Annotated in this window: 15 protein-coding genes; 2 read left to right on the top strand and 13 right to left on the bottom strand. The window is 67.5% G+C overall.

Annotated features, from left to right (window positions below; genetic code table 11):
- Window positions 1–16: 16 nt before the first annotated feature.
- The 8 genes from ACWCRB_RS21435 to ACWCRB_RS21400 all read right to left on the bottom strand — a co-directional run bounded on the left by ACWCRB_RS21435 (window position 17) and on the right by ACWCRB_RS21400 (window position 11,020).
- Window positions 17–931, bottom strand: a complete 915-nt coding sequence (locus ACWCRB_RS21435) for a sortase (protein ID WP_450997542.1) — start codon at window positions 929–931, stop codon at window positions 17–19.
- An 88-nt stretch (window positions 932–1,019) separates the two neighbouring features.
- Window positions 1,020–3,002, bottom strand: a complete 1,983-nt coding sequence (locus tag ACWCRB_RS21430) for an Ig-like domain repeat protein (RefSeq protein ID WP_450997541.1) — start codon at window positions 3,000–3,002, stop codon at window positions 1,020–1,022.
- 160 nt (window positions 3,003–3,162) lie between these two features.
- Window positions 3,163–5,838, bottom strand: coding sequence for a hypothetical protein (locus tag ACWCRB_RS21425; protein ID WP_450997540.1), 2,676 nt, complete (start codon window positions 5,836–5,838; stop codon window positions 3,163–3,165).
- An 11-nt stretch (window positions 5,839–5,849) separates the two neighbouring features.
- Window positions 5,850–7,598, bottom strand: coding sequence for a phosphate ABC transporter substrate-binding protein PstS (locus ACWCRB_RS21420; RefSeq protein ID WP_450997539.1), 1,749 nt, complete (start codon window positions 7,596–7,598; stop codon window positions 5,850–5,852).
- Window positions 7,598–8,896 carry a phosphate ABC transporter permease PstA gene (gene pstA, locus ACWCRB_RS21415; RefSeq protein ID WP_450997538.1) on the bottom strand — a complete coding sequence of 433 codons (1,299 nt, stop codon included), beginning with the start codon at window positions 8,894–8,896 and terminating at the stop codon, window positions 7,598–7,600. The genes ACWCRB_RS21420 and pstA overlap by 1 nt, the downstream gene beginning before the upstream one ends.
- A 100-nt stretch (window positions 8,897–8,996) precedes the next feature.
- Complete coding sequence (gene pstC / locus ACWCRB_RS21410) at window positions 8,997–10,013, bottom strand: phosphate ABC transporter permease subunit PstC (protein WP_450997537.1); 1,017 nt, start codon at window positions 10,011–10,013, stop codon at window positions 8,997–8,999.
- A gap of 291 nt (window positions 10,014–10,304) precedes the next feature.
- Window positions 10,305–10,790, bottom strand: coding sequence for a DUF7848 domain-containing protein (locus ACWCRB_RS21405; protein ID WP_450997536.1), 486 nt, complete (start codon window positions 10,788–10,790; stop codon window positions 10,305–10,307).
- On the bottom strand, window positions 10,787–11,020 hold the full coding sequence (locus ACWCRB_RS21400) for a hypothetical protein (protein WP_450997535.1): 234 nt from the start codon (window positions 11,018–11,020) through the stop codon (window positions 10,787–10,789). Before ACWCRB_RS21400 ends, ACWCRB_RS21405 begins: the two co-directional genes overlap by 4 nt.
- Before the next feature lie 173 nt (window positions 11,021–11,193).
- Here ACWCRB_RS21400 and ACWCRB_RS21395 point away from each other — a divergent pair, with 173 nt between their 5' ends.
- Complete coding sequence (locus ACWCRB_RS21395; RefSeq protein WP_450997534.1) at window positions 11,194–12,033, top strand: DUF5753 domain-containing protein; 840 nt, start codon at window positions 11,194–11,196, stop codon at window positions 12,031–12,033.
- The gene (locus ACWCRB_RS21390) at window positions 12,011–12,232 is read left to right on the top strand and encodes a DUF397 domain-containing protein (protein WP_450997533.1); all 222 of its coding nucleotides are present in this window, start codon (window positions 12,011–12,013) and stop codon (window positions 12,230–12,232) included. The genes ACWCRB_RS21395 and ACWCRB_RS21390 overlap by 23 nt, the downstream gene beginning before the upstream one ends.
- 91 nt (window positions 12,233–12,323) lie before the next feature.
- Here ACWCRB_RS21390 and ACWCRB_RS21385 read toward each other — a convergent pair whose 3' ends face one another.
- The 5 genes from ACWCRB_RS21385 to ACWCRB_RS21365 all read right to left on the bottom strand — a co-directional run bounded on the left by ACWCRB_RS21385 (window position 12,324) and on the right by ACWCRB_RS21365 (window position 21,644).
- Window positions 12,324–13,094, bottom strand: coding sequence for a hypothetical protein (locus ACWCRB_RS21385; protein ID WP_450997532.1), 771 nt, complete (start codon window positions 13,092–13,094; stop codon window positions 12,324–12,326).
- A gap of 208 nt (window positions 13,095–13,302) precedes the next feature.
- The gene (locus tag ACWCRB_RS21380; RefSeq protein ID WP_450997531.1) at window positions 13,303–13,548 is read right to left on the bottom strand and encodes a DUF2283 domain-containing protein; all 246 of its coding nucleotides are present in this window, start codon (window positions 13,546–13,548) and stop codon (window positions 13,303–13,305) included.
- 200 nt (window positions 13,549–13,748) lie between these two features.
- Window positions 13,749–14,192: a hypothetical protein gene (locus tag ACWCRB_RS21375; protein WP_450997530.1), complete on the bottom strand. Its 444-nt coding sequence runs from the start codon at window positions 14,190–14,192 to the stop codon at window positions 13,749–13,751.
- Window positions 14,193–14,487: 295 nt separating this feature from the next.
- Entirely contained in the window at window positions 14,488–14,787 is a 300-nt protein-coding gene (locus ACWCRB_RS21370; RefSeq protein ID WP_450997529.1) for an immunity 53 family protein, read from the bottom strand.
- The gene (locus tag ACWCRB_RS21365) at window positions 14,784–21,644 is read right to left on the bottom strand and encodes a polymorphic toxin-type HINT domain-containing protein (protein ID WP_450997528.1); all 6,861 of its coding nucleotides are present in this window, start codon (window positions 21,642–21,644) and stop codon (window positions 14,784–14,786) included. The genes ACWCRB_RS21370 and ACWCRB_RS21365 overlap by 4 nt, the downstream gene beginning before the upstream one ends.
- Between the last annotated feature and the right edge of the window lie 6 nt (window positions 21,645–21,650).

The raw sequence follows: 21,650 nt of genomic DNA, 5'->3' as shown, positions 1-21,650 counted from the left end.
AGCGAAGGAAGTCGGGTCACAGCAGGTTCGGCAGCAGTTCGGTGGCCCGGGTGGCGACCTGGAGGCCCAGCACGGCGACGACCGGCGCGAAGACGATCCAGGTCTGGTGCCGGCCCCACCGGTGCCAGGTCCACACCGCGCCGACCGCCACGACCAGCAGCGCCTGCAGCCACATCACCAGCGGCCACGGCACCCCGGAGGGCCGGGCGAGGGGTTCCTCGGCCTCGGGCAGGGTGCCGGAGCGGATGACGGCCGCCGGGGTCTCGGCGGCCGCGGACACCAGGTCGGCGTCTACGCGCAGGACGCCGTCGGGCATGAAGCGCGGCCCGGTGGCGGTGACCAGCACCATGCGCCCCTTCCCGGCGGCGAGCGGCGCGGGCGCCGGATCACCGGCCCGTCGTACGCCGATGACCTGGTACGTCGCCTTGCCCTGGCCGGTGACGACGGTGAACCTGTCGCCCTCGGCGAGGTCGGCAAGGCTTCCGAAGGGGCCGCCGTACGCCGCCGCGCGGCCCATCAGGACACTGGTCCCGGCCTGACCGGGCATCGGCGTGTCCCTGCGGTGGCCGGGCCCGTCGGTCAGCACGGCGGAGTCGGTGCCCTCCAGGACGACCTGGGACATGCCGAGAGCGGGTACGTCGATCAGCGCGACCGGAGTGCCCGGCGCGAGGAGCTTGCCCTGCATGTCGACCTGGGCCACCGGGGCGGTGCCCTGGGCGAGTTGGTCACGCAGGGCGTCGAACTCGGCCTGCTGGGCGCTGTGTTGCTGGATGCCGCTGAGCAACAGCAGCTGTGCGGTGACGCCGAGCAGCAGGGCGGCGAGGCTGAGTAGGCCGCCCCGGGCGAGATGGCGGACGGCGGTGACACTCGCGACGCGCGTCCGTGACGCGGACGCTGCCGGTGCGAGCGTGGTCTGTACGGCGACCGTCACGGCGGCCCGCCTCCTTCGCGGTTCAGAGGTTCGGAAGAGTGCCGGGGGGACCGTGGCGAGGGTCCCCCCGGGTGGAACGGGGCAGGGATCAGGTGGACTTGATCACGAAGTTCGCGCCGTACCTCGAGAGCACGGTCGTCGAACCGGCGTAGAAGGCGCGCAGGGTGTGCCTGCCCTTGCTCAGCTTCGGCAGGGTGATGGTCACCTTGCCGGCGCTCAGCGTGCCGGTGGCGAGGACCCGGGAGCCCTCGTAGATGCGGACCGTGCCGCCGGGGGTGGTGCCGGTCGCGGTGACCTTCACGGTGACCTTGGCGCGGGCGGTGTGGCTGACCGAGGCGGGCGCGCTGGTGCCGACGGCCGGGGTCGCCTTGGTGACCTTGAGGGTGGCCTTCGTCGAGGACGCGTTGAGCTTGGCGGCGCCCGCGTAGGAGACGGTCAGCGTGTGCGTGGCCACCTTGAGGCGGCTGGACAGGCTGACGGTGACCTTGCCGGCGCTGTTGAGGGTGCCGGTGCCGAGGGTGGTGGTGCCCTCCTTGACGGTGACCTTGCCGGTCGGGACGACGCCGTGGGTGCCGGTCACGGTGACGGCGACCTTGGGGGCCTTGCCGTACGCGGTCGTGGCGACGGACGCCTTCGTGGTGCTGGCGTACTTGACGGCGCCGGTCCAGGTGGCGGCGTCGCCGGTGCCGATGAGGTTGGCGGCGGAGACCGAGGCGGTGTACGTGCCGACGGCGAGGTTCGCGAAGGTGTACGAGGTGGTGGTGGCCGGGACGTCCTTCGTGGCCACGACGCCGCCGTCGGCGCCGAGGAGCGTCACGCGGTAGTCGGTGACGGGCTGGGCCGGGGCCGGGCTCGGCGCGGTCCAGGTCAGCTTGACGCTCGCGTCGCCGAGGGTGGTCTTGAGGGCGGGCTTGGCGGGCGTCTTGGCTTCCAGGCCGGTGATCTCCAGGCCGCCGACCTTGGCGTGCTTGGCCAGGTTGACCGAGCCGTTGTACGACTCGTTCACGAAGCCGAACTTGGCGATGACGGCCTCGGCGGCGTCGGAGGCGAGGGCCGCCTCGTGGGTACCGCTGGTGACGAAGACGTCGTACAGGTCCTTGTCGAAGAAGATGCTGCTCGGGTCGATCGCCCGGGTCGGGACGACGTTGTAGACGTCACGGCCGAAGGTGGCGTTCTCGTAGTAGCCGCCGACCGGGGCGAGCTTGCCGTTGACCGTGGTGACCGGGCTGGTGGCGCCGGTGTCGCCGGGCAGCGTGACGCTGGCGAGGTGCGCGCCGGCGGCGATCGCGGTCTTGCTGTGGTCGGGGGCGACGTCGTTGCTCTGCGCGATCCAGCTGCCCACGGAGAACGGTACGAGCGTGCCGTCCTCGTCGAGCGCGGCGTCGGCCTGGTTCTCCTGGACGGTCTCGATGCTCGTGTCGACCGTGTTCTCGTTGAGGCCGATCGCCCCGAGGAAGAACTTGCGGGTGCCGGAGCCGCTCTGCGGGAGGACCGGCTGCACGGTCTGGCCGTTGATCTTGTGGTCGCTGCCGGCCGCGTAGACGTCGTGCAGCTGGTCGACCGTCAGGCTGTCGAGGCCGGTGCCGCGCACCGCGACGCCGACCGCGTCCCGGGCGAACGGGATGTACGTGAGCGCGGTGCCGGAGACGCTCGGGCCGCCGGAGGAGCGGGCGAAGTCGACCTGGCCCTTGACGGAGACGCCCGTCGCGTTGGGGAAGAGGTCGCCCGTCAGCGACATGCTGAGCGCGGTCCGGCCGGGGCCCGAGCCGTTGGGCCGGTTGAACGTCGTACCGCCCGAGCGGGTCTGGATGGTGGCGGAGCCGATCGCGTCATAGGAGGCGAGACCCGCGCCGGCCGTCGACTTCACGGCGGTGTCGGCGTAGCTCTTGTCGTTGACGGTGTCACCGGCGAGGGCGTTCAGGACGTCCTGGGTGGTGTCGGAACCCGTGCCGACCAGCTGGCGGAACGTTCCGGCGGGGGTTGGGTCGGCGGACGCCGGGCTCGCGAGAGCCAGCGTGCCGGACACCACGGCGGCGGCGACCATGGCCGCCGTGAGGCGCGTTCTGCGCATCGAGGTTCTCCTGTTGTGCGTCGTGGAACGAGAGAGGATCTGGCGGATCTGGCGGATCTGGCGGATCTGGCAAGGTGGTACGGGCTGTCCGCCCCGACTGCGATTCGGGGCGGGCGGCCGTCTGTGGGGAGCCGGGGCCGGGTGGCCGCGGGCTCCGGGGTCAGCCCCGGCCGGGTGGCAGCAGCTTTCGCAGCCGTTCCGGGAGGGCGAGTTCGGGGATGACGGTCACGGTGCGACCGCCGGGAAGCGGGACCCTGAGCGGCAGCCGCAGTCGGCTGCCGCCCGCGAAGGGCGCCCCGAGACCGGCGGCGGCACCGAGCGCGGCGCCCACCGGGACGGCGTAGCGGAGTGAGTTCGCCGGGTCGGCGGGCGTGGTGCCGGCGGCGGTGGTCTGGACGGCCTGTCCTCCGTCGTACGAGGGCTTGTCGCTCGGCGAGGCGCTCGCGCCGCCGGCAACGGACCCGGCACCGCCGGTCGTTCCGCCGCCGGTCGCGGCCCCGCCCTCCGTACCGCCCAGGCCGCCGGAGTCACCGGAACCGCCGCCGGACGTACCGCCGTTCGACCCGCCGGAGGCCGAACTGCCGGATCCCGTACCCCCGTTGTCCGCTGCCGGGCCGGTGTAGTGGGCGAGGGCGGCGGCGGCCTTGGCGGTCTTCGCGCGCAGGGCCTTGGACAGGGGGGCGTAACCGGCCGGGAGGCGGCCCGGGTCGGCGCCGCTGATCTGGCCCTTCTCCGCCGCGTACGTCAGCAGGGTCGCGTAGTCCTTGCGGGCGGCGGAGTCGAGCTTCGCCGGGCGTACGGCCGCGTAGACGAGCTGGGCGAGCGGGTACGCGCCCTTCGCGGTGGCCTTGGCCGGGCTGATCTCGGGGGCCTTGGCGCCGGACGCGCTCGCGGCGGCGGTGGTGAGGGAGGTCGTGGTGGGGGCGACGAAGGCGCCGGAGGCGTTGCGCAGGCGCGCGGTCTGAAGGCCGTAGCGGGCGGCGGAGGCCGCGTCGGTCACCGTGATCACGAACCGGGAGCCGACCGTCTGCGGGCCGGGGCTCTTGTACGCGGGCGGGCTGGCCAGCGGGTCCCAGGTCGCCTTCCAGAGGCTGTCGGCGCGCCGGGTGTGCAGGGCGCCGGCGTGCATGTCCGAGACGTACGGGTGGAAGTCGATCATGCACTGGGGGGCGGTGGCGCCGGTGCCCGGCGGGATCGTGCACCAGGGGTCGCTCTTGGGGTAGGTGTCGGTGTCGGCCGGGTCGAAGGCGAAGCCGGTGGGGTTGAGGTCCGTGTTGGTGCTGAAGTACGGGTTGACCTTCATGCCCCAGTCGTCGGAGACGCCCGCGAGGAAGTTGCGCGCCTCCTTGTCGGAGACGATCCACTGCCAGACCGCGCGCGCCGAGTCGCTGTGCCCGAGGGCGGTGAGCAGGTCGGTGTCGGTGGCCGGGGTCTCAGGGACGGACAGTTCGGCGAACTCCGGGTTGAGCGCGATGAATTCGGGGTCGCTCGCCAGCCCGGCCGGGTTGTTCTTCGCCCAGCCGTAGCCCTTCGCGGCGGTGGTGCCGACGACCGCTCCCCAGGGGGAGTTCCGGTAGGACTCGGTGAGCAGCTTGGCGACCAGCCGGGGTGTGAGGTCGAGGGACTCGACCTTGGTCCCGGCCAGCTTGCGGACGGCTTCGGAGGCGCCGGCTTTCGGCCTGCGCTCGACGGTGAAGCCGATGACCGTGCCGGAGAGGGCAGTTGGCGCGTAGACGGTGGGGTCCGCCGGGGCGGTCGTGCCCTCGTCGGCGCCGAGGGCGCGCGTGGTGAACGCCAGACCGGACGAGCCGTCGGCGATGAGACGGGCACGGGTGTCGGGCTCGCCGAGTTCCGTGTAGCCGTACACCTTGCCGCTCGGGCAGAGGGCCGTCTGCCAGCTGGACATGGCGTCGGCGGCGAGTTCGCTGCCGGTGGTGGCGCGCTCGTCGGAGCCCAGCGCGCAGTTGGCGCCGACCGTGTTGAAGCCGAGCTTCACGGCGATGCGGTTCTTCCAGTTGGTCGCGGAGACCGGGGAGCCGGCGTTGACCTGGCTGGTGTCGGCGTACGGCTTGCCGTCCAGGTCGAGATGGCCCTGCGGGACGATGACCAGCCAGCAGGAGCGGGGCTTGATCGTCCCGTTCTGGCGTACGGGGACACCGCAGCCGAGGTGCGGGGCCTCGTTGGCGGTCTGGACCTCGACGTACTCGCGGCCGGTGCCGTCGGCGCCGGTACGGGCGAAGTCGACCTCGTTGGTGGTGTTGCGGTTGAACAGGGCGTTGTTCTGGGTGCCGGAGGTGATGAGGGTGCCGTCGACGGCCTTGAAGGGGACCTCGCCGAGGCCGGACACGTTTCCGGCGCCGTAGCGGTCGTCCTGGCCGTAGTTGGTGGGGTCGGCGCTGTAGAAGACCTTGCGGGTGTCGTCGTACTCGTTGCCGGGCCAGCTGCCCCGGTCGGTGGTCGGGGAGGCGCCGTACTGGCACTGGGTGCGGGGCGGGCCGGGGTTGGTGGGGACGGTGCCGTCGTCGTCGCCCCAGCACTGCATGATCTGCACGAAGTCGGTGTTGAAGAGGGTGCCCGCGAGGGTGGTGGGGGTGCCGCCGGTCCAGGAGACGGTGACGGCCTGGCTGGTGAGGTGCTCGGTCTGGCTGACGGTGAATCGCATGTCCGCGAACTCGCCGCGTCCGGAGATGGTGACGGCGGAGCCGGTGCCTGCGGCGGCTGCGGCGGCTGCGGTGGCGGGTGGGGCGGTCTGGGCGAGGGCGAGGCCGGCGAGGGCGCCTGCGGTGGCTCCGGTGACGAGGCGCAGGAGGAGCCGACGTATCCGAGGAGTACTCATGGTCGTCGCCTTCATCGCGAACTCCCGTCCGTGGTATCGCGGTTCGCGCCGAGGGCCCGGGCCACTGCGGACGGCAGCAGGACCAGCCCGAGGATGAGCAGGGCGGCGAGGAGCATCAGGGTCTGGGTGCCGGTCCAGCCGCCGCGTCCGGCGACGGCGACCGGCTGGGCCAGGGCGACGGTGCCGTCTACCGCGGTGCCGCCGGTGCCGGTTCCCGTGCCGGTGGCCGTGCTGCCGCCCGTGGTCAGGGCCTGCCCGGTGTCGGGGTCGACAGACGGCTGCCCGGTGCCGCCCCCGCTCGCCGCGGTGCCGCCCGTCGCGCTGCCGCCGGTCGCCGAGCCGCCGGTGGTTCCGCCGGACGCGGTGCCGCCGGAGGCCGTACCGCCGGACGCGCCCCCCGACGACGTACCGCCCGAACCGCCCGATCCGGAGGCCGGCTTGGCGCCGCCGCTGCCCGTGGTGCAGGGCGGGGCTCCCTTCTTGTCGCAGGCGGCCGGGTAAGGGGCGGTCTCGGCGAGCTTGTTGTGGCCGTCGGTGCTGAACGTGGGGTTGTTGCAGCCCTTGATGTTGATGTTCTGCGCCTTCACACCGGGGATGCGGCGGATCTGGTCGAAGCCGGCCTGGACCAGGTTGATGGGCAGGGGTGAGTAGCCGAGTTTGGGCGCCTGTTGCTGGCCCTGGCACATGAAGTAGTAGGAGAAGGCGCCGAGCGTCTTGCCCTTGTCCTTGGTGAAGGTGCCCTGCACCTTGAGCGGCAGGATCATGTACGAGTAGCTGGACAGCGGGTAGTTGCGCCTGTCGGTGTCGTTGTAGACGCCTTCGAGCTTCTGCGTGAGGTAGTCGGCGGAGGCCTTGTTGGTGTTGATCTTCGCCTTGAGGAGCGAGACGGCGACGTTCTTCGGGGTGGGCTCGGTGTAGTAGCCCGCGTGGTTGAGGACCTTGGCGACGGGATAGCCCTCGTTGACGGCGTACGAGTAGTTGACGTACCCGATCGCGCCCTCACCGTAGTTCTGGGCCACGTATCCGGCCACGCCCGGGTCGCCGGACTGGGCGATCATGCCGGAGACGGTCGGGTAGTACGAGGTCTGGCCGCAGGCGCCCGAGCGGCCGACCTTGGCGCAGTACGCCTTCCACAGCGAGGGGTGCTGGTTGGCCATCCACATCGTGAACTGGGCGGTGGAGCCGGAGCCGTCGGAGCGGACGACGGGGACGACGGCACGGTGCGGGAGCTGGAGCCCCGGGTTGTCGGCCTTGACGACGGGGTCGTCCCAGTACTTGACGACGCCGGTGAAGATCTTGGTGACCACGTCTCCGGAGAGGCGGAGGTTGGTGACCTTTCTGCCGTTGACGGTGAGGTGGTACATGAACGAGGTGCCGCCGGCGACGATCGGCATGTAGGCGTAGCTGCCGGAGGAGGGGCGTTCGGCGGCGGAGCCGTCGGTGGGGTTGGTCTGGAAGGGAATGTCGGACACGGCGAAGTCGACGGTCCCGCTGAGGAACTGCCGCCGCCCGTCGGAGGAACCGCTCCCCGCGTAACTGATGCGCATGCCGTACTGGTTGACGGCCTTGCGCCACTGCTCGATGGCGTTCTCCGCCCAGGTGGAGCCGGCTCCGGCGACGGGGGTGTAGCTCTCGGCGACGGCGGGTGGCGCCGCCGGTCCGGCGAGGAGGGCGGCGACCATGCCGAGCAGGACGGCGAGGGTTGCCGCCTTCCTCGGCGTGCGCAGGCGCCGGAGAGCGGTGGTGAGGTGGCTGGGCATCAGTCGGTCTCTCCGGGGGCCGGTGCGTCTGCGGGTGCGGGTCGGGGGGTGGTTTCCCGGCCTTCGGCCGGGTTGTTGATCCCACCCGCACCACCCGTGCTGCTTTCGTCGTCGGGTGCGGGTGGCCCCTGTGGGGCGTGCTCGCCGTCGGCGGCTGCGGCCGGGTCAGGGGCGGGGGTGTCGAACAGAGACAGGCCGGGCTTGGGCGCAGGCTCGTGCAGTTCGGCGAAGCGGGCTACGTCTCGGCGCGATGCTCGGGCCGTTTTGCGGGACTGGCTGCGGGTTTGGTGGCCGGGGCCTCGGCCGCCGATCACTCGGGCGATCACGAACAGGACCAGGACCATCGTCATCAGGACCGCCGCCGCGCCGAAGCCCCTCGCGATCATCTCCGGTTGCGGGGACTTGACGAAGTTGAAGACCGCCAGGGGGAGGGACACCATCGGGCCGGACGTCGGGTCCGCGTTGAGGGCCGCTGTGAAGCCTGCGGTCAGGAGGACGGGGGACGTCTCGCCGATGCCGCGTGCCGTGCCCAGGATGACTGCGGTCGCGAGGCCCGAGCGGGCGGTGGGCAGGACCACGTGCCACACCGTGCGCCAGCGTGGTGCGCCCAGCGCCTCCGCCGCCTCCGTGAGGGTGCCCGGCACCAGGCGCAGCACCACGTCCGAGGCCCGGATCACGATCGGCAGCATCATCACGCTGATCGCGAACCCGGCCGCGAGGCCCGACTTCTGCATGCCGAGGCCGAGGATCCAGACGGCGTACACCATCAGGCCGGCCACGATCGACGGCAGCGCGGTCATCGCCTCGACGATCGTGCGGACGAAGCGGGAGAAGCGCCCGGGGATCTGGTTGAGGTAGACGGCGCAGGCCAGCCCGAGCGGGACCGTGATCGTCAGCGCGATCGCCATCATGATCAGCGTGCCGGCCATCGCGTGGGCGATACCGCCCATCGTCAACGGGTCGAGCGGGCCCGCCGCCTGCATGTCCTGCGTGAAGAAGTTGCCGTGCGGCAGGGCGTCCTTGCCGCGCCAGGCGGTGAAGCCCACGACCAGGGCGAGCGCGGAGAACAGCAGCGAGGCCGCCGTCCACAGCACGACCGTCATCACCCGGTCCCGTACGGCCTGCCCGTCCTCCTCGAACCCGGTCAGCACCGCGTAGACGGTGAGGAAGACGACGTAGGCGGTGACGGCGAAGCCCAACGCCCCTGAGAACGGGGCCAGTTCACCGAACAGGAGGATCGTGACGCACAGCGCGGAGGCCGCGGCGCCGGTGAGGGACAGTACGGCGGTACGGCTCACGCCACCTATGCGGCGCGGCTGTTCAGGGGCAGGGACAGACACAGGTTCGGGCACGACAGGCTCGGCGGCCTCGACGAAGGTTTCCTCTACGACTGTCATCTCATGCCTCGCTCTGTGCGCCCGAGCGCGACCGCGCCGCGACCGAGGACGCGGTGAAGTTGACCGCCAGGGTGAGCAGGAACAGCGCCAGGCCCGCCGCCATCAGCGCCGACATGCCGAACTCGGAGGAGTCTCCGTAGTGCAGGGCGATCAGTGAGGAGACCGAGTTCGAGCCGGTCTGCAGGATGTGCGGCTGGATGGTGAAGACCGGCGAAATGATCAGATAGACGGCGATGGTCTCGCCGAGCGCCCGGCCCAGCCCCAGCATCGTGCCGCCGATGATCCCGCCCTTGCCGTACGGCAGCACGACCGAGCGGATCATGCCCCACCGGGTGGCGCCGAGCGCGTAGGCGCCCTCCCGTTCGCCCGCCGGTGCCTGGGAGAAGACCTCGCGCATGACCGAGCACTGGATCGGCGCGACCATGAGCGCGACGACGATCCCGGCGACGAAGGTGGACGCCGTGTACACGCTGTCGGAGGCGAGCGGGTCGCCTGGCTGAATACCGTCCACCGTGAACAGCGGTATCCAGCCGAACCAGTCGGACAGCCAGCGCGACAGCCCGATGACGTGCTGCTGAAGGAAGAACAGCCCCCAGAGTCCGTACACCACCGACGGTACGGCGGCCATCAGGTCGACCATGCTGACGAGCGTGCGGCGCAGTCCGCGCGGGGCGACGTCGGAGATGAACAGGGCCGTTCCCACCGCAAGCGGTACGGAGATGGTGACGGCAACGAGGGCGATCAGCAGGGTGCCGGTGAGCACGGCCGCGATGCCGAAGTTGTGAACGTCCGGCTGCCAGGCGGCCGTTGTGAGGAACGCCGGGCCCCGGGCATGCAGCGCCTGCCCCGCCCTGAGCAGCAGGAACAACCCCACGGCCGCCATCACGGCCAGGACGACAACCCCGGTGGCCGTCAACTGGATCCGGAAGACCCGGTCACCGAACCCCCTGGCGGTGTGCAGCCGCCGAGGCACGGGTCTGTCGGACTCCGGTCTGCCGGAACCCTCCTGCGTGGACACCACGTACGCCCCTCAGAAAACGGAAACGACTCTCCCCACGCCGTACCGGAGGGCACCGCGCGGACAGAGTCAATGGCCGAATCCTGTCGCTCACACGCGCCAGATGTGGACGTTGCGTGAATGAGCCATGTCAACCTGGTGGGCCTGCTGTGGAGGTTGCGCCGGGATCGCCGGGCTCAGGGGACGTCTGTACGGTGTGGCTCCTCAGGCTGGCGTGGGCCCGCACAGCGCCTCAATCCTCGGCCCAGCACGCATCGTCGGTCGTCGGCACCAGTCAGCCACACGGTCACCTCATGACGTACACGCCCGCGCGACACGTGCCGGTTCGAGGCCGGCCGGAAGTCCGGAAGGGACTCCGTCCGGCGGTTCCATGACCGCGTAATCCGCGAACGTACGCCGGTACCGCTCGTGCCGAGTCTCCTGCGTGTGCCTGCGCTGCCACTCCTCAACATCCGCTGGATGCCCCCGCACACCGGATTCGGCGCCACACTCGGACTCACCCCCCGAGACGCAACGCGTCGCGTACTCCGGCTCGGCCGTCGCGTCCTGCACGATCGTGAACGGCACGTACCGGAACGTCCGCCGGATAGGCACGGAGTGGTCCTGACTCTCGTGAGCCTGCCGCTGGTGCTGACGCATCAACACGTTGGCGTCCGTCTCCGCGCTGCGGTCGAACACCGCACGCGCCGCTGCACGGCACTCGGCGAGTTCGGCGCACGTCGCACAGTCGGCGACCGGAACGGGCGGACGGCTCACATCGGAGCCCGGCGTGCTCACAGCGCCCGCCCGGCACGCTCGTTGGCCGCCTTGACCTCGGCACTGAGCCGCTCCGCCGGGGTCGCCGGGCGAATCAACGCCGGGTCGGCCTGCCACTCCCGGCCCCCGCCCACGGGGCGCAGCATCACGTACGGCCCCGCCCTGTCCTGGTACTCCCCCGCCTTGCACGCCACCGGGTCGTAGACCAACGCCCCGCGCTCAGGGGGCTGTTCGTCCGTGTGTTGCGTCATGGTCACTCCGTACACCTCACGCCTCGTGTGTGCGCATCCCGATCAGGCGGGTAGCTACGCACTGTGCTCCAACCGTCACCAACATGACCGATGGGGCCGGTCGGGTACATGCTTGGACTGTCACCGAACGCCCTTGAGTGACAGCAAGTTGGCACGAAGAGAGGGTCGACGGAGTGGAGCTGAACAGCGAAGACGCCAAGCTCACGCCACGAGTCAGGCTCGGCAGACGGGTGCGACGACTCCGAGAACGCAAGGACCTGTCACTACGTCAGCTATCCGAACGCGTGGGCGGCTACTCGCACAGCTACTTGGGGCGCGTGGAGCTTGGGGAGCAGTTGCCTTCGGAGGCGCTGGTCAACACGCTGGACGAGTTCTTCGAGGCCGACGGAGTGCTGGCGGAGTTGCTGGAACTGGCGCACGACACCTTGATTCCGGACTACAGCCGCAAGGCCATCGACAAGGAGCCCGAAGCCCAGCGCATCCAGGTCTTCAACAGCAGCGTCGTCCCAGGGCTTCTTCAGATCCCGGAATATTCACGGGCAGCATTCCGGAGAGTCTTGCTAGGAGAGTCCGATGAGCAGATTGATGACCGTGTCGCCGTTCGCGTGAAGCGACAGCGAATCCTGGAGCGCAAGGAACCCCCTTACTATTGGGGGATTATGGATGAGTCGGCACTTAAGCGCCCAATCGGTGGCATCTCGTGCATGATTGAGCAGATAAAGCATCTGCTGCGGCTCGCATCCCGCCCGCACGTGACCGTACAGGTACTACCTTTCACCAAAGGGGCGCACCCCATCCTCGGGGGAAGCCTTACCTTGCACACCCTGCCGGACGGCACAACCATCGCCGTAGTCGAGAGCTTCGATTCCGGTGAGCCGGTAGAGTCCCCGCGAAGGGTTCTGGAGCTGACGCAGAAGTTCGACACGGCACGCACTCTCGCCCTCACGGACGATGAATCACTCGACCTGATCCGTAAATATCTGAAAGAGTATGAAGTTGAATACGATTCCTAATGCATCGACTCTACCTAAATGGCGAAAGTCCAGTTACAGCGAGAATTCGGCAGGCGGCTGCATCGAAATATCAGACGGCCACTCCGATGGCGTTCCGGTCCGTGATTCCAAAAACCCGCACGGCCCTGCCGTCATCTTCGTCGCAGCTGCATGGTCATCTTTCGTCGACTCCGTCAAAGGCGGAAATCTGCCCACCTGAGCCACGCGAAAGCCCTCACCACCGGGGGCGACTGGGGCCGTCGCCATGAGAACGCACAGAATCGCACCACCGCGGAGAACCCCTACAGCGGTCAAACTGCCGGCCCCGCCCGCAGAGCGGAATCCACCTTGGCTACTTGCCGTGAGACGGCATCATCCTGGACTTCCGCCCTGAATTTCTCTTTCTTCCCCTCCGGTAAGGAACTTTCCATCGAACTGTGAGCACGGAAGTAAGAGATGATACCGCCCGTGCGCACAAGAACATACGAAGTAAAGGACTCAACCCCATCAGCCGCGTACAACATTTCCATGTTAATGGCCTCGTCACCCAGGCCCGACATTCCTTTAGTCACGAGCTGCGCGCGAATCGCTTCTCCGTACGCCGAACGGAAGACGAACGACCTGCACTCCGGAAGAGACCTCTCCATCATGGAGAAAACCTGTTCAGCCTTATCAGCGGGATAGCTGGTCAGCTTTACGTCAACGGTCGGGGTAAATTCCTTGGGCTCGCTCACGGTTGAACTCGCATACCCAGTCAGCCCCTTCCCTCGTCCGCGGAAGAGCACCTCGGCAGCAGGTAGGCACACAGCGGGCGCGACGTCGACTTTCACCTCTTCCAGATCCGCCACCGTCTCGTCTCCCAGAAAGATCACATAACGGGCCGCGTCGCCTTCGGTCAGCCTGGCGGCCTCCAACTCGGCCTGAGTGAGCGCGCGGGGTTCGGGGGAGGCAGCGGGACTCGATGACGCCGGGCGAATCGAGCTGCCAGCCACATGGTCCTCCGGAGACGAACATCCGGTGGCCAGCAACGCAAAAGTAACCAGCAGCGAGCTACATAAAGTAATGCGGCAGCGGTTTTTCACTTGCACTCCTGAATTCAGGCAGATCTATCCGAAAATCGAGTCGCGCCAGATGGCGCCACACGTCGGTTGCACCTTCGAACTAATACTGCAGTACTAACCGCCTGGAACCCCTAGTTTCGCGCGAATGGAGCCTTTGAATTCCCAGGCATTGCACGTTGGAGAACTTCATTCACGCGACACTTAATTGATTCGAATCTGTTGGCACCGTTCATGAACCCTCGATATCGAGTCGCTCCGCTACGTCGAGCAAGTATTGGGGCAGCTTTGAACTGGCCGCCAACACCTCGATACCAACCAGGCGCCCGCTCTCGTCGAAGTCGAGGTTGATCATGCCACCGACATCGATCGGATCGCAGGGATACATGCGTGCCACATTCAGGTGCTTCTTCGGATCGGCGAAGTAAACGTACGCCGCATCCGCCTTCTGATCGTAAGTGACTCTGACGTCAGCCACGATCAGCGCCCTCCTTGGAGGCGGTTGATGTAGGCCTGGTCCACATTAGTCATCACGGTATTTATGTTCCCATCGATGGCCCTGGCGACAAAACCCTTGGAATTGGCCATAGTGGCTCTGCTTCCACTGATCGTCGTGCTTGCAAGAGAAGGGCTCCCTCCCGAAAACCGCCCGGCACATCGGATGACCGAGCCGTAGATCTATTGCGAACCAGAAGAGAAAGTAACGATGGGCCCATCCTCGGAGTTGATGACCCGGACGTCGAAAGATCGGTCAGGGAATTCGGCACGCAAAGCAGCTCTCCAAGTTTTCGCAATACATGCGGCAATAAATTCTAGCGCCTGCCGATCTTCACTCATATCCCCTGATTCGACAACCTGCCAAACTCTCAACTGATTCAGCGTCACCTCAATTCTTCTGGAATCACCAGAGAGGCTCTCCTGCCAGACATTAAAGTTCGACTCCTCATACGCACGATCCCACAGCACGCAGCCCCCCACCTCGACAAAGCGAGGCCAGAAGATTCGAGAAAATGCGACTAGCAATGCCAGGTCGCCATTGCGTTTTACATAATCTATATAATCTACGCCCCCCCACTCATCCGCCCAGGATTTAATTTTTGGATACTCCATCGGATTATCCATCGATAACTCCTTTAGCAGCCCTCTCCAGGGCGCTCAGCTATTTAGCCTCACTCGCACAGAGGCAGAAAATCCGTAACTATTCAGCCCCCTGCATCGGCCACCTCTGCAGGTCACGACACTGTGAGCGGATCGCGGAATTAACTCTACAAACCTGGAAGCTGCCCCAAAATAGGACGAATGACTTCACCGGCCTGAGAGAAACCCCAGGCCGGAGCACCTGAACAGCTACGAAAGTCCTGTGGAGATTGGAAACTCGGGCGCCCGCCATGGTACTGACGGGCGCCTGAGATCGTCGCTACTTTATTGACCCAGGAGCAGAGAATTCGATGAAATATTCGATTACCCTCTCCAATGATCCTGGATCACATGCTGCCACAAACTCGGTTCCGTCACTCTTTGCCGACATCCAGGACCCATCACTGCATTGATCTTCACTCTCGCACGTGCGACCGTAAAGCGAAGTTCGGACCAAGTCGACAGCGAGGATCCAGCCAGGATTGTCGGTTGTTTCGATTCGAACGCCGTATGAGTGCTCCCAGTCTCCGTCACAGGCGGATGCGTACCACTGCTGGAGAACCTTCAAGGCCGAATTCATGGGTTCCTTCTAGGGATTTCCCAGGGCTCCGCGGGGATTGCCGATCCATCCGGAAGATTTACGTGCGGTGTCGGAACTCTGGTCTTAGTCTTCTTGTCGTAGTGAGGTTTACCCTTCACGTCGACTCGTTTCGTCGGGACAAACGGCCTCGGATCCCGGGGGTCTGACGGTCGGTCATAGGATTCATAGTGGTCGATCTCACCAGTCGTTCCGTCGCGACGGAACGTCGTATGGGGCCCTTCCGCGTCTGGGTGCGGACACAAGTTTCCAGCGCGAGAATTATGGACCAGGACTGAAGTCTGCCCCGCCAGCACATAGTACGTGTGCACGTCACTGACAGTCAGGTTGTGAACTGTCTCTGACAGCACGTTCCACTGCTTGACAGCAACGATCCGCACATATGCACCGACACTCGTGCTCAGCCGCTCGCCCGCCCTCAATTCCGTGGCATCGATCCACTCACCCAGCTCCCGAACCCAGAAAGGGTGTCCACCGGTCGCCGTGACCGAAGCAGTCTTGGTGCCCTTGTCACCATCGACGTCGATGGTCACCTTGACCAGACGCTTCCAGCCCTTGCCCGTGATCTCGGCAGTGACCGTCTTGACCACCGTCTTGCCGGTCTTCGGGTCAGTCGCCAGAACCTTGTCGCCGATCCGGACGTCCTCGATGGGCTTCGTGGTGCCGTCCGCCATCAGTACTTCGGTACCGGGCACGAAGCTATTGCAGCCCTTGAGAACCTTCGCTCCCTTGAACACCCTCGCCAGCGGCAGGTCCAGCGCCGCAGAGCCGCAGCTCTTGACGCTGTCGCCGCTCAGGCAGCTCTTCCAGGCGGCGACATCCGGGGCAACCAGGCTGACCACAATCAAGGTGACCAGCTTCTCGAAGGGGCTCTGTCCGTATACGACCAGTCCGAGAGCCTCGGCGGCTCCGCAGAAACGCCCAGCCTGCTGTGCGGCGGTGCGGCACATGTCCTCCTGTGCCCAGACTTTGAGTCGCTTGTCCTCGTCGTACTGGGGGTAATGCGCCTCCAGTTCGCGGGCGCTCGGGATCCGTTGGTCCTCGACATAGACGTAGCCGTCGTCCTTCTGGCTGACATTGACCGCCGTCGCAGGGTCGTCCTGAGTAGTGCTCTTCTTCCCCGGCTTCTTCGCCCGCGCCGGATCCGCCGTACCCGTCGCCGGGTCGTAACCGACGGCGTCCTGCGTCGCCTGATCGCAGCTGTCAAGGTCGTACGAGCACCCCCCGTCGCCGCTGACACCCGGCTCCGTCCCCAACGGATCCATGAAGGTGAGCGGGTTGTTGTTCCCGTAGTTGTAGCCGTTGATCTGCTGCGGGTCGGTCAGGTCCATCAGCGGGTCGACCGACAGGAAACGGCCCGTGGACGGGTCGTACTCGCGGGCGCCCAGGTGGGTCAGGCCCGTTGAGGCGTCGTTCGTCCCGCCGACGAAGCCTTTCGTGCCGGGCCAGGACGCAGGCTCGGGGCCCCGTGTGCCGCCGAAGGGCGAGGCGCGGCGTTGGCTGAGCTGCTGGGTGGCGGCGTCGATGGCGAGGAGCCCGGTGCCGTGGTGGTCGGCGGTCGTGAAGGAGACCTTGCCATTGTTGTCCTGGACCGCTTGGTGGCCGCCGCCGAGGGCGATGTAGCGGGTGGCCTTGGGAGTTGTCGTGCCCTTCGCCACCGAGATCTCGGTCGCGCCCAGGTAGGCCGTGGTCTCGGTCGGGGTGCGGGCGATCAGGCGGTTGCCGTCGGCGTCGTAGACGTACTCCGTGATTTTCGGGGATCCGCCCTCGACCGGCTCCGTGACCTTTGCCAACCGGCCCTCGGCGTCGTAGACGAGGTCCTGGGTGGTGCCGCTGCCCAGCGTCCGGGTCTTGGTGTTGCCGGTCGCGTCGTAGGTGAAGCTGTCGCCCGCGACGACGCCGGGGCCGGTCCGGGTGACCGCTTTCAGGGCGTGCGGCTGGACCACGTTCGCGCCCGGCACCGGGTAGTCGTACGTGCTGGAGACGTTCTTCGAGGCATCGCCCGTGACGTCGTGCTCGACCTCGGTGCGCCGGTTGCCGATCTTGTCGTAGGTGTACGACTGCCAGTACGGCGCCGGGCCGCCGAGTACGGACGCGCCGGGTGCGCTCGCGCAGGTGCCCGTGGACTGGGTCCACGCTTCCGTCAGCCGGCGCAGGTAGTCGTAGTCGAAGCACTGGGTGTCCGTGCCGGAGCGGGAGGTGTCCGAGACGGAGAGGACGTTGCCGGTCTCGTCGTACCGGAAGCTGGAAGCCTGGTCGACGCCCGCGACGTCCTGACGGTTCACTCGGCTGAGGGCAAGCCGCCGGGTACCGGGCTCGTACTCGTTGGTGATCCAGACGAACTTGCCGCCCGCGTTGGACAGTTCGTACTGGAGCGGATCACCGGTGAGGGTGTAGTTGACCGAGGACTTGATGCCATCGAGGCCGTCCACGAGGATCGGCCGCAATGTGTCGTCCTCGTACTTGTAGCCGACCGAGTTGCCTGCGAGGGCTCCGGCCTTGGGCAGGCCGACGCCGCCGATCAGGCCGGACTCCGTGTACTCGGTGGTCGAGACGTACGTTCCGGCCAGCCCCTTGTTCGCCTCGGTGTCCGGGATGGTGACGGAAGTACGCAGCGGCCGGTAGAGGCGGTCGTACGCGACGACCTTCGAGGTGTAGGCCTGGCCGTCGTCGGTGTAGCGGGTGGACTCGGCTATGTGCCCCTTGGCGCCGCTGATCGTGTCGTACGTCCACTTGGCGCGCAGGGGGCCAGTCGCTGACCCGGACCTCAGTTCGGTCTTGCGGCCGAGGCCGTCATAGGCGTACGCGAGCGTGTTGTGGGCGTCCACGGTGGAGGTGAGCAGGCCGCGGTCGTCGTAGAAGTACTTGAGTTCACCCTTGTCCGGGTCCTTGGCCCGCTTGAGCTGGCCGAGCAGGTCGTACTCGTACGTCCACTCGTTGCCCGCCGGGTCCGTGACCTTGGACACCGCTCCGCTCTGCGAGAAGCCGTACTTCGTGGTGTCGTACGCGGAGTCGGCAGTGCGCTGGTGGTGCTGGCGCAGTTCGGTGGTCTGGCCGCGGGCGTCCGTCAGCGTCGTGGTGGCGGTGCCGCCGACCGGCGGGATGACCGTGGTCCGGTCGCCGCCGTAGATCGTCCTCGTGGTGTTGAGGACCCTGCCGCCGTCACCGTTGCCGAGGATCTGCCGGTGCTCGGTCTGCCGGCCCAGTCCGTCGTATGCGTAGCGGTTCTGGATCTCCACATCCTGCGCGTCCAGCGGCTTGTACAGCGTCGTGGACGGCTTCTTCAGCACGTGGTAGGGCAGGAACTCCTGGGCCGTCAGGCCGCGTTCGTCGTAGAGGACGTCGGAGAGCAGCATTCCGCCCTCCGGACCGGGGTCCTGCGTCTGACGAGGGCGCAGGAAACCGTCGTAGAGGACGTACGAGGTGATCTGGGCGCCGTTGTTGCCGAGGGTCTTGGTACCGACGGCGATCGGCTGCCTGTCCCCGAGGGTGTAGGTGTACTCGTACGTGGGGACGTCGCCGGTTCCCCGGTTGGCGAGCCACACCTTGGCCGTGCGGCCCAGTGCGTCGTACGCGAAGTTGGTGACCTTGCCGTTGGTGTCGGTCTGGGTCAGCGGCACGCCGCGCAGTGGGTCGTTGGTGGAGGAGGAGGTCTGCGCGGTGGCACTGTCACCGGGCGTCACGGGTGGCGTGGTGACCTTGGCGGAGGTGGGGAAGCCCGTGGTTGGGGTGTAGGCCGTCGTGGCGGTACGGCCGTCGGTGCGGTCCGTGCGGGTCAGGGCGCCGGACTTGACGGTCACGGTTCCGCTCAGGTCGTTGCTGGTGAGCTTGCGGCCGTACGCGTCGTAGGTGGCGCTGGTCTCCGTGTACGTGGCGGTGGTGCCGTCGTGGGACTTGAGCATGGCGGTCGCCCTCGGGTCGCCCCTGGTGGGCGCCGCGTCGTAGGCGAGACCGTCGTAGGCGGTTCGGACGTCGGAGATGACGTCCTTGGCACGGTCGGTCGTGGCACCGCACGCCTTGGCCACCGACTCGGCCCGGGAAGGCAGGGAGAGGATCGCCCCGGCGGCCGGGTAGGTGGTGCGGGTGCACTTGTCGTCGGCCGAAGTGGAGTCGTCCCCGAGGTCGTTGGTCTGGGTGATCCGTCCGGCCGTGGTCTCGAAGCTGTTGTCCGCCGTGCTCGTACGCCACCTGTCGCCGGCCCCGTTGTCCAGCGAGGTCCAGGTCCTGGTCTGGTCGGTGCCGGTGAGGTTGGCGGTGACCGTGCCCCAGTCACGTACCTTGCTCGCGGTCTGGTGGTGCCACGGCCGGTTGACGGTCTTGGCCAGGACGTTGCCGCCGGGTCCGGAGTAGCTGACGGTCTTGTAGAGGAATCCGGCGGCCGAGTCGTGGTCGGTGAGGGCGGCGCCCTCACCCGCGCCCAGGGCGACGCTGACCTCCTTCGTGCCGCCGCTCGGCGCCTTGCGGTCGCCGTCCATGCCCCGCAGGAAATAGCTGTCCGCCTGCGTGCGCAGCGCCGACGGTCCTTCTGGGCCTCCGGTCACCACCCGGACGTGGTCGTAGCCGCGCCACTGCGACCAGGTCTTGGACTTCTCCTTCGACAGCCCGTCATCGTCGTCGTAGTGCCAGGCCGCACCGCCCAGGTAGTCGTAGAACGTGACCTGCTCCGGTGAACTGCCGGTGCGGTCGCCCAGACTGACCTTGGAGGTGACGTACTTGTTGAACCAGTGCAGGTCGGGATCGTCGGTGGGGGTACCACCGATGTACTGCGGGAAGCAGCGTGTGGTGTTGGTCTGCGGGGTCGGCAGCGCGTCGAAGTCGCACTGCGGGGCCGAGTAGCTGACGTAGATCGCACCGCCCGCCTCGTCCATGACGGTGGCCAGCCGGTCCTTGGTGAACGGGGCGAAGCCGTCACCGGTCCTGTCCAGGCGGTTGTCGAGCTGGACGTAGGAGAACGTGGTCTTCGGCAGGGTGACCGCGGGGGTGGCGGTGTGGCCGGTGCGCTGGATGGAGTCCAGCTCCAACTGGTAGTCGATGTCGGCCATGCCCCAGCGGTGGGCGAGCTGCCAGGAGTCGACGTCGGCGTAGGAACCGGACTTCAGCACCTGGGTCTTGACCGAACTGAGCAGCTTCCGGGTGAAGAACACCGGGGAGAGCCGCCCCTTGTCGCAGGTCGCGCCCTCGTCGCAGTTCAGGTCCCACGGGGTGTCGTACCAGTAGAAGGCGTCGCTGCCGATGGACGAGCAGGTGGTCTGCGCGTTCGGCAGGCAGCGCTCGCCGCTGGTGAAGTCGACCTTGGCCAGTGCCTGCGCCGAGTACATGGTGGTGGACTTCAGCCCGTACTCGATCCGGTCGAGGGAGCCGCCGCGCGTGTATCGGGTGCTGTCTTCTGCCTTGAGGTTGCGGCCGTAGGAGTTGAGCTCTTTGTCGTAGTAGTACGCGATCGCGTTGCCGTGTGGATCGACGACATAGTCGAGGTTCCAGCGCCACCCCTGCTCGCACCAGGAGGCGGCGAACGTCGAGGCGTGGCAGGGTTCGTCGGCGTTGTTGCCGAAGACCGGAACGGTCCAGGTGGAGTCGGTGGCCTCCTTGCCGTCCACCCAGCCCGGCAGCCGGTTGTAGCCGAAGTAGTACTGGGTCCCGTCGGGGGTGGTGACCTTCCAGTACTCGTCGTCGCGGGCCTTGTTGGCACGCACGTCAGTGGTCGAGCCGTATTTCCGCTCGACCTTCGTACCGTCGTCGTTCTTCAGTTTGAAGGCGTTGGTGCCGTTCGGCACCAGCTCGCCGCCCTTGCCGTTGAACGAGATGAACGCGTTGTCGTAGGCCCAGCACAGATCGCCGGGCCTGCCACCGTCGGCGTTCTCCACTCCGTCGTCGGCACACGACTTGTAGCGGCGCTCGATCGACCCCGGCCATATGTCGAAGCCGTCGCCCGCCCACGAGGCCTGGTTGTTGCTGTTGCCGGTCCGGCCGTCGATCGAGCCCGAGGAGTACGACATTCCCACGCTCGGCGTCAGCCCGCCCGGGACGTCCGGCACTCCCATGTCGTACTGCCAGGAGAAGTCACCGGTGTTGAGGCTCGTGCTCCATGCGGCTGAAGGGGAAAGGGGGGTCGCCTTGTAGTCGCCGCCCATGCCGGCGTCGTCGGCGACGGCCGCCAGGACGGTGGCTCCGGAGGTGCGCAAGGAGACGCTGGGAGCGGTGAGGGTCTGTCGCTCGGTGTCGTTGACGGTCTCGACGGGCTTGGCAGCACGACACTTGGCCTGGGCCGGTGTGGTCAGCGCGCACGCGGGCAGTTCGACGAGGCGCAGCCGGGCGGCGTACCCGCCGCCGAACGCCCCGGCGAAGGAGGAGTAGTCGAGTCGGGTGCTTACGGCGGCCCTGGTCTTCAGTGGTTTCGAGGGCTTCAGGGTGAACAGTGGGCCGTCCGAGCCTGCGCGCCGAGCTGCCCCTCGGTCGTAGAAGCGGGCCTCGACCGTGGTGCCGTCGACCGTGTTCGTCCTTGCGCTGCCCACGGACAGGGGCAGGCCCTTCGCACGTACGACGGACGAGGAACGCTCGTTGAGTTCGACGGTCGCCGAGGCAGCCTTCGGCCAAGTGGCCCGTGGAGCTTCCTGCGGGGTGCGGGGGCTCTTCGCGGTCGGGCGCGGGGTGATCGCGACAGGCGTGACGGCGACCGGCTTCTCGGACGCCGGCAGGTCCGGACGGCCAGTGCCTCGGTCAGCGGCGATGCCTTCGGCCTGTGTCACGGCCTGCAGAAGGGTGCCGATCATGACCGCGGCCGAGGCCAGGGCGACACGGCGGCGTAACGTGCGAACTCGCTTGCGGGCTCTACCGTTCATCCTCGT

This window comes from Streptomyces sp. NPDC002156 (assembly GCF_053593675.1).
Note: the sequence above shows the minus strand (reverse complement) of the source record. Positions and strands in the feature narration are given on the sequence as shown.

Coding starts and splice junctions, on each gene's coding strand:
- ACWCRB_RS21390 (WP_450997533.1), top strand. CDS start 12,011: ATGAAGTTGAATACGATTCCTAATGCATCGACTCTACCTAAATGGCGA.
- ACWCRB_RS21400 (WP_450997535.1), bottom strand. CDS start 11,020: ATGACGCAACACACGGACGAACAGCCCCCTGAGCGCGGGGCGTTGGTC.
- ACWCRB_RS21425 (WP_450997540.1), bottom strand. CDS start 5,838: ATGAGTACTCCTCGGATACGTCGGCTCCTCCTGCGCCTCGTCACCGGA.
- ACWCRB_RS21375 (WP_450997530.1), bottom strand. CDS start 14,192: ATGGATAATCCGATGGAGTATCCAAAAATTAAATCCTGGGCGGATGAG.
- ACWCRB_RS21370 (WP_450997529.1), bottom strand. CDS start 14,787: ATGAATTCGGCCTTGAAGGTTCTCCAGCAGTGGTACGCATCCGCCTGT.
- ACWCRB_RS21420 (WP_450997539.1), bottom strand. CDS start 7,598: ATGCCCAGCCACCTCACCACCGCTCTCCGGCGCCTGCGCACGCCGAGG.
- ACWCRB_RS21430 (WP_450997541.1), bottom strand. CDS start 3,002: ATGCGCAGAACGCGCCTCACGGCGGCCATGGTCGCCGCCGCCGTGGTG.
- ACWCRB_RS21365 (WP_450997528.1), bottom strand. CDS start 21,644: ATGAACGGTAGAGCCCGCAAGCGAGTTCGCACGTTACGCCGCCGTGTC.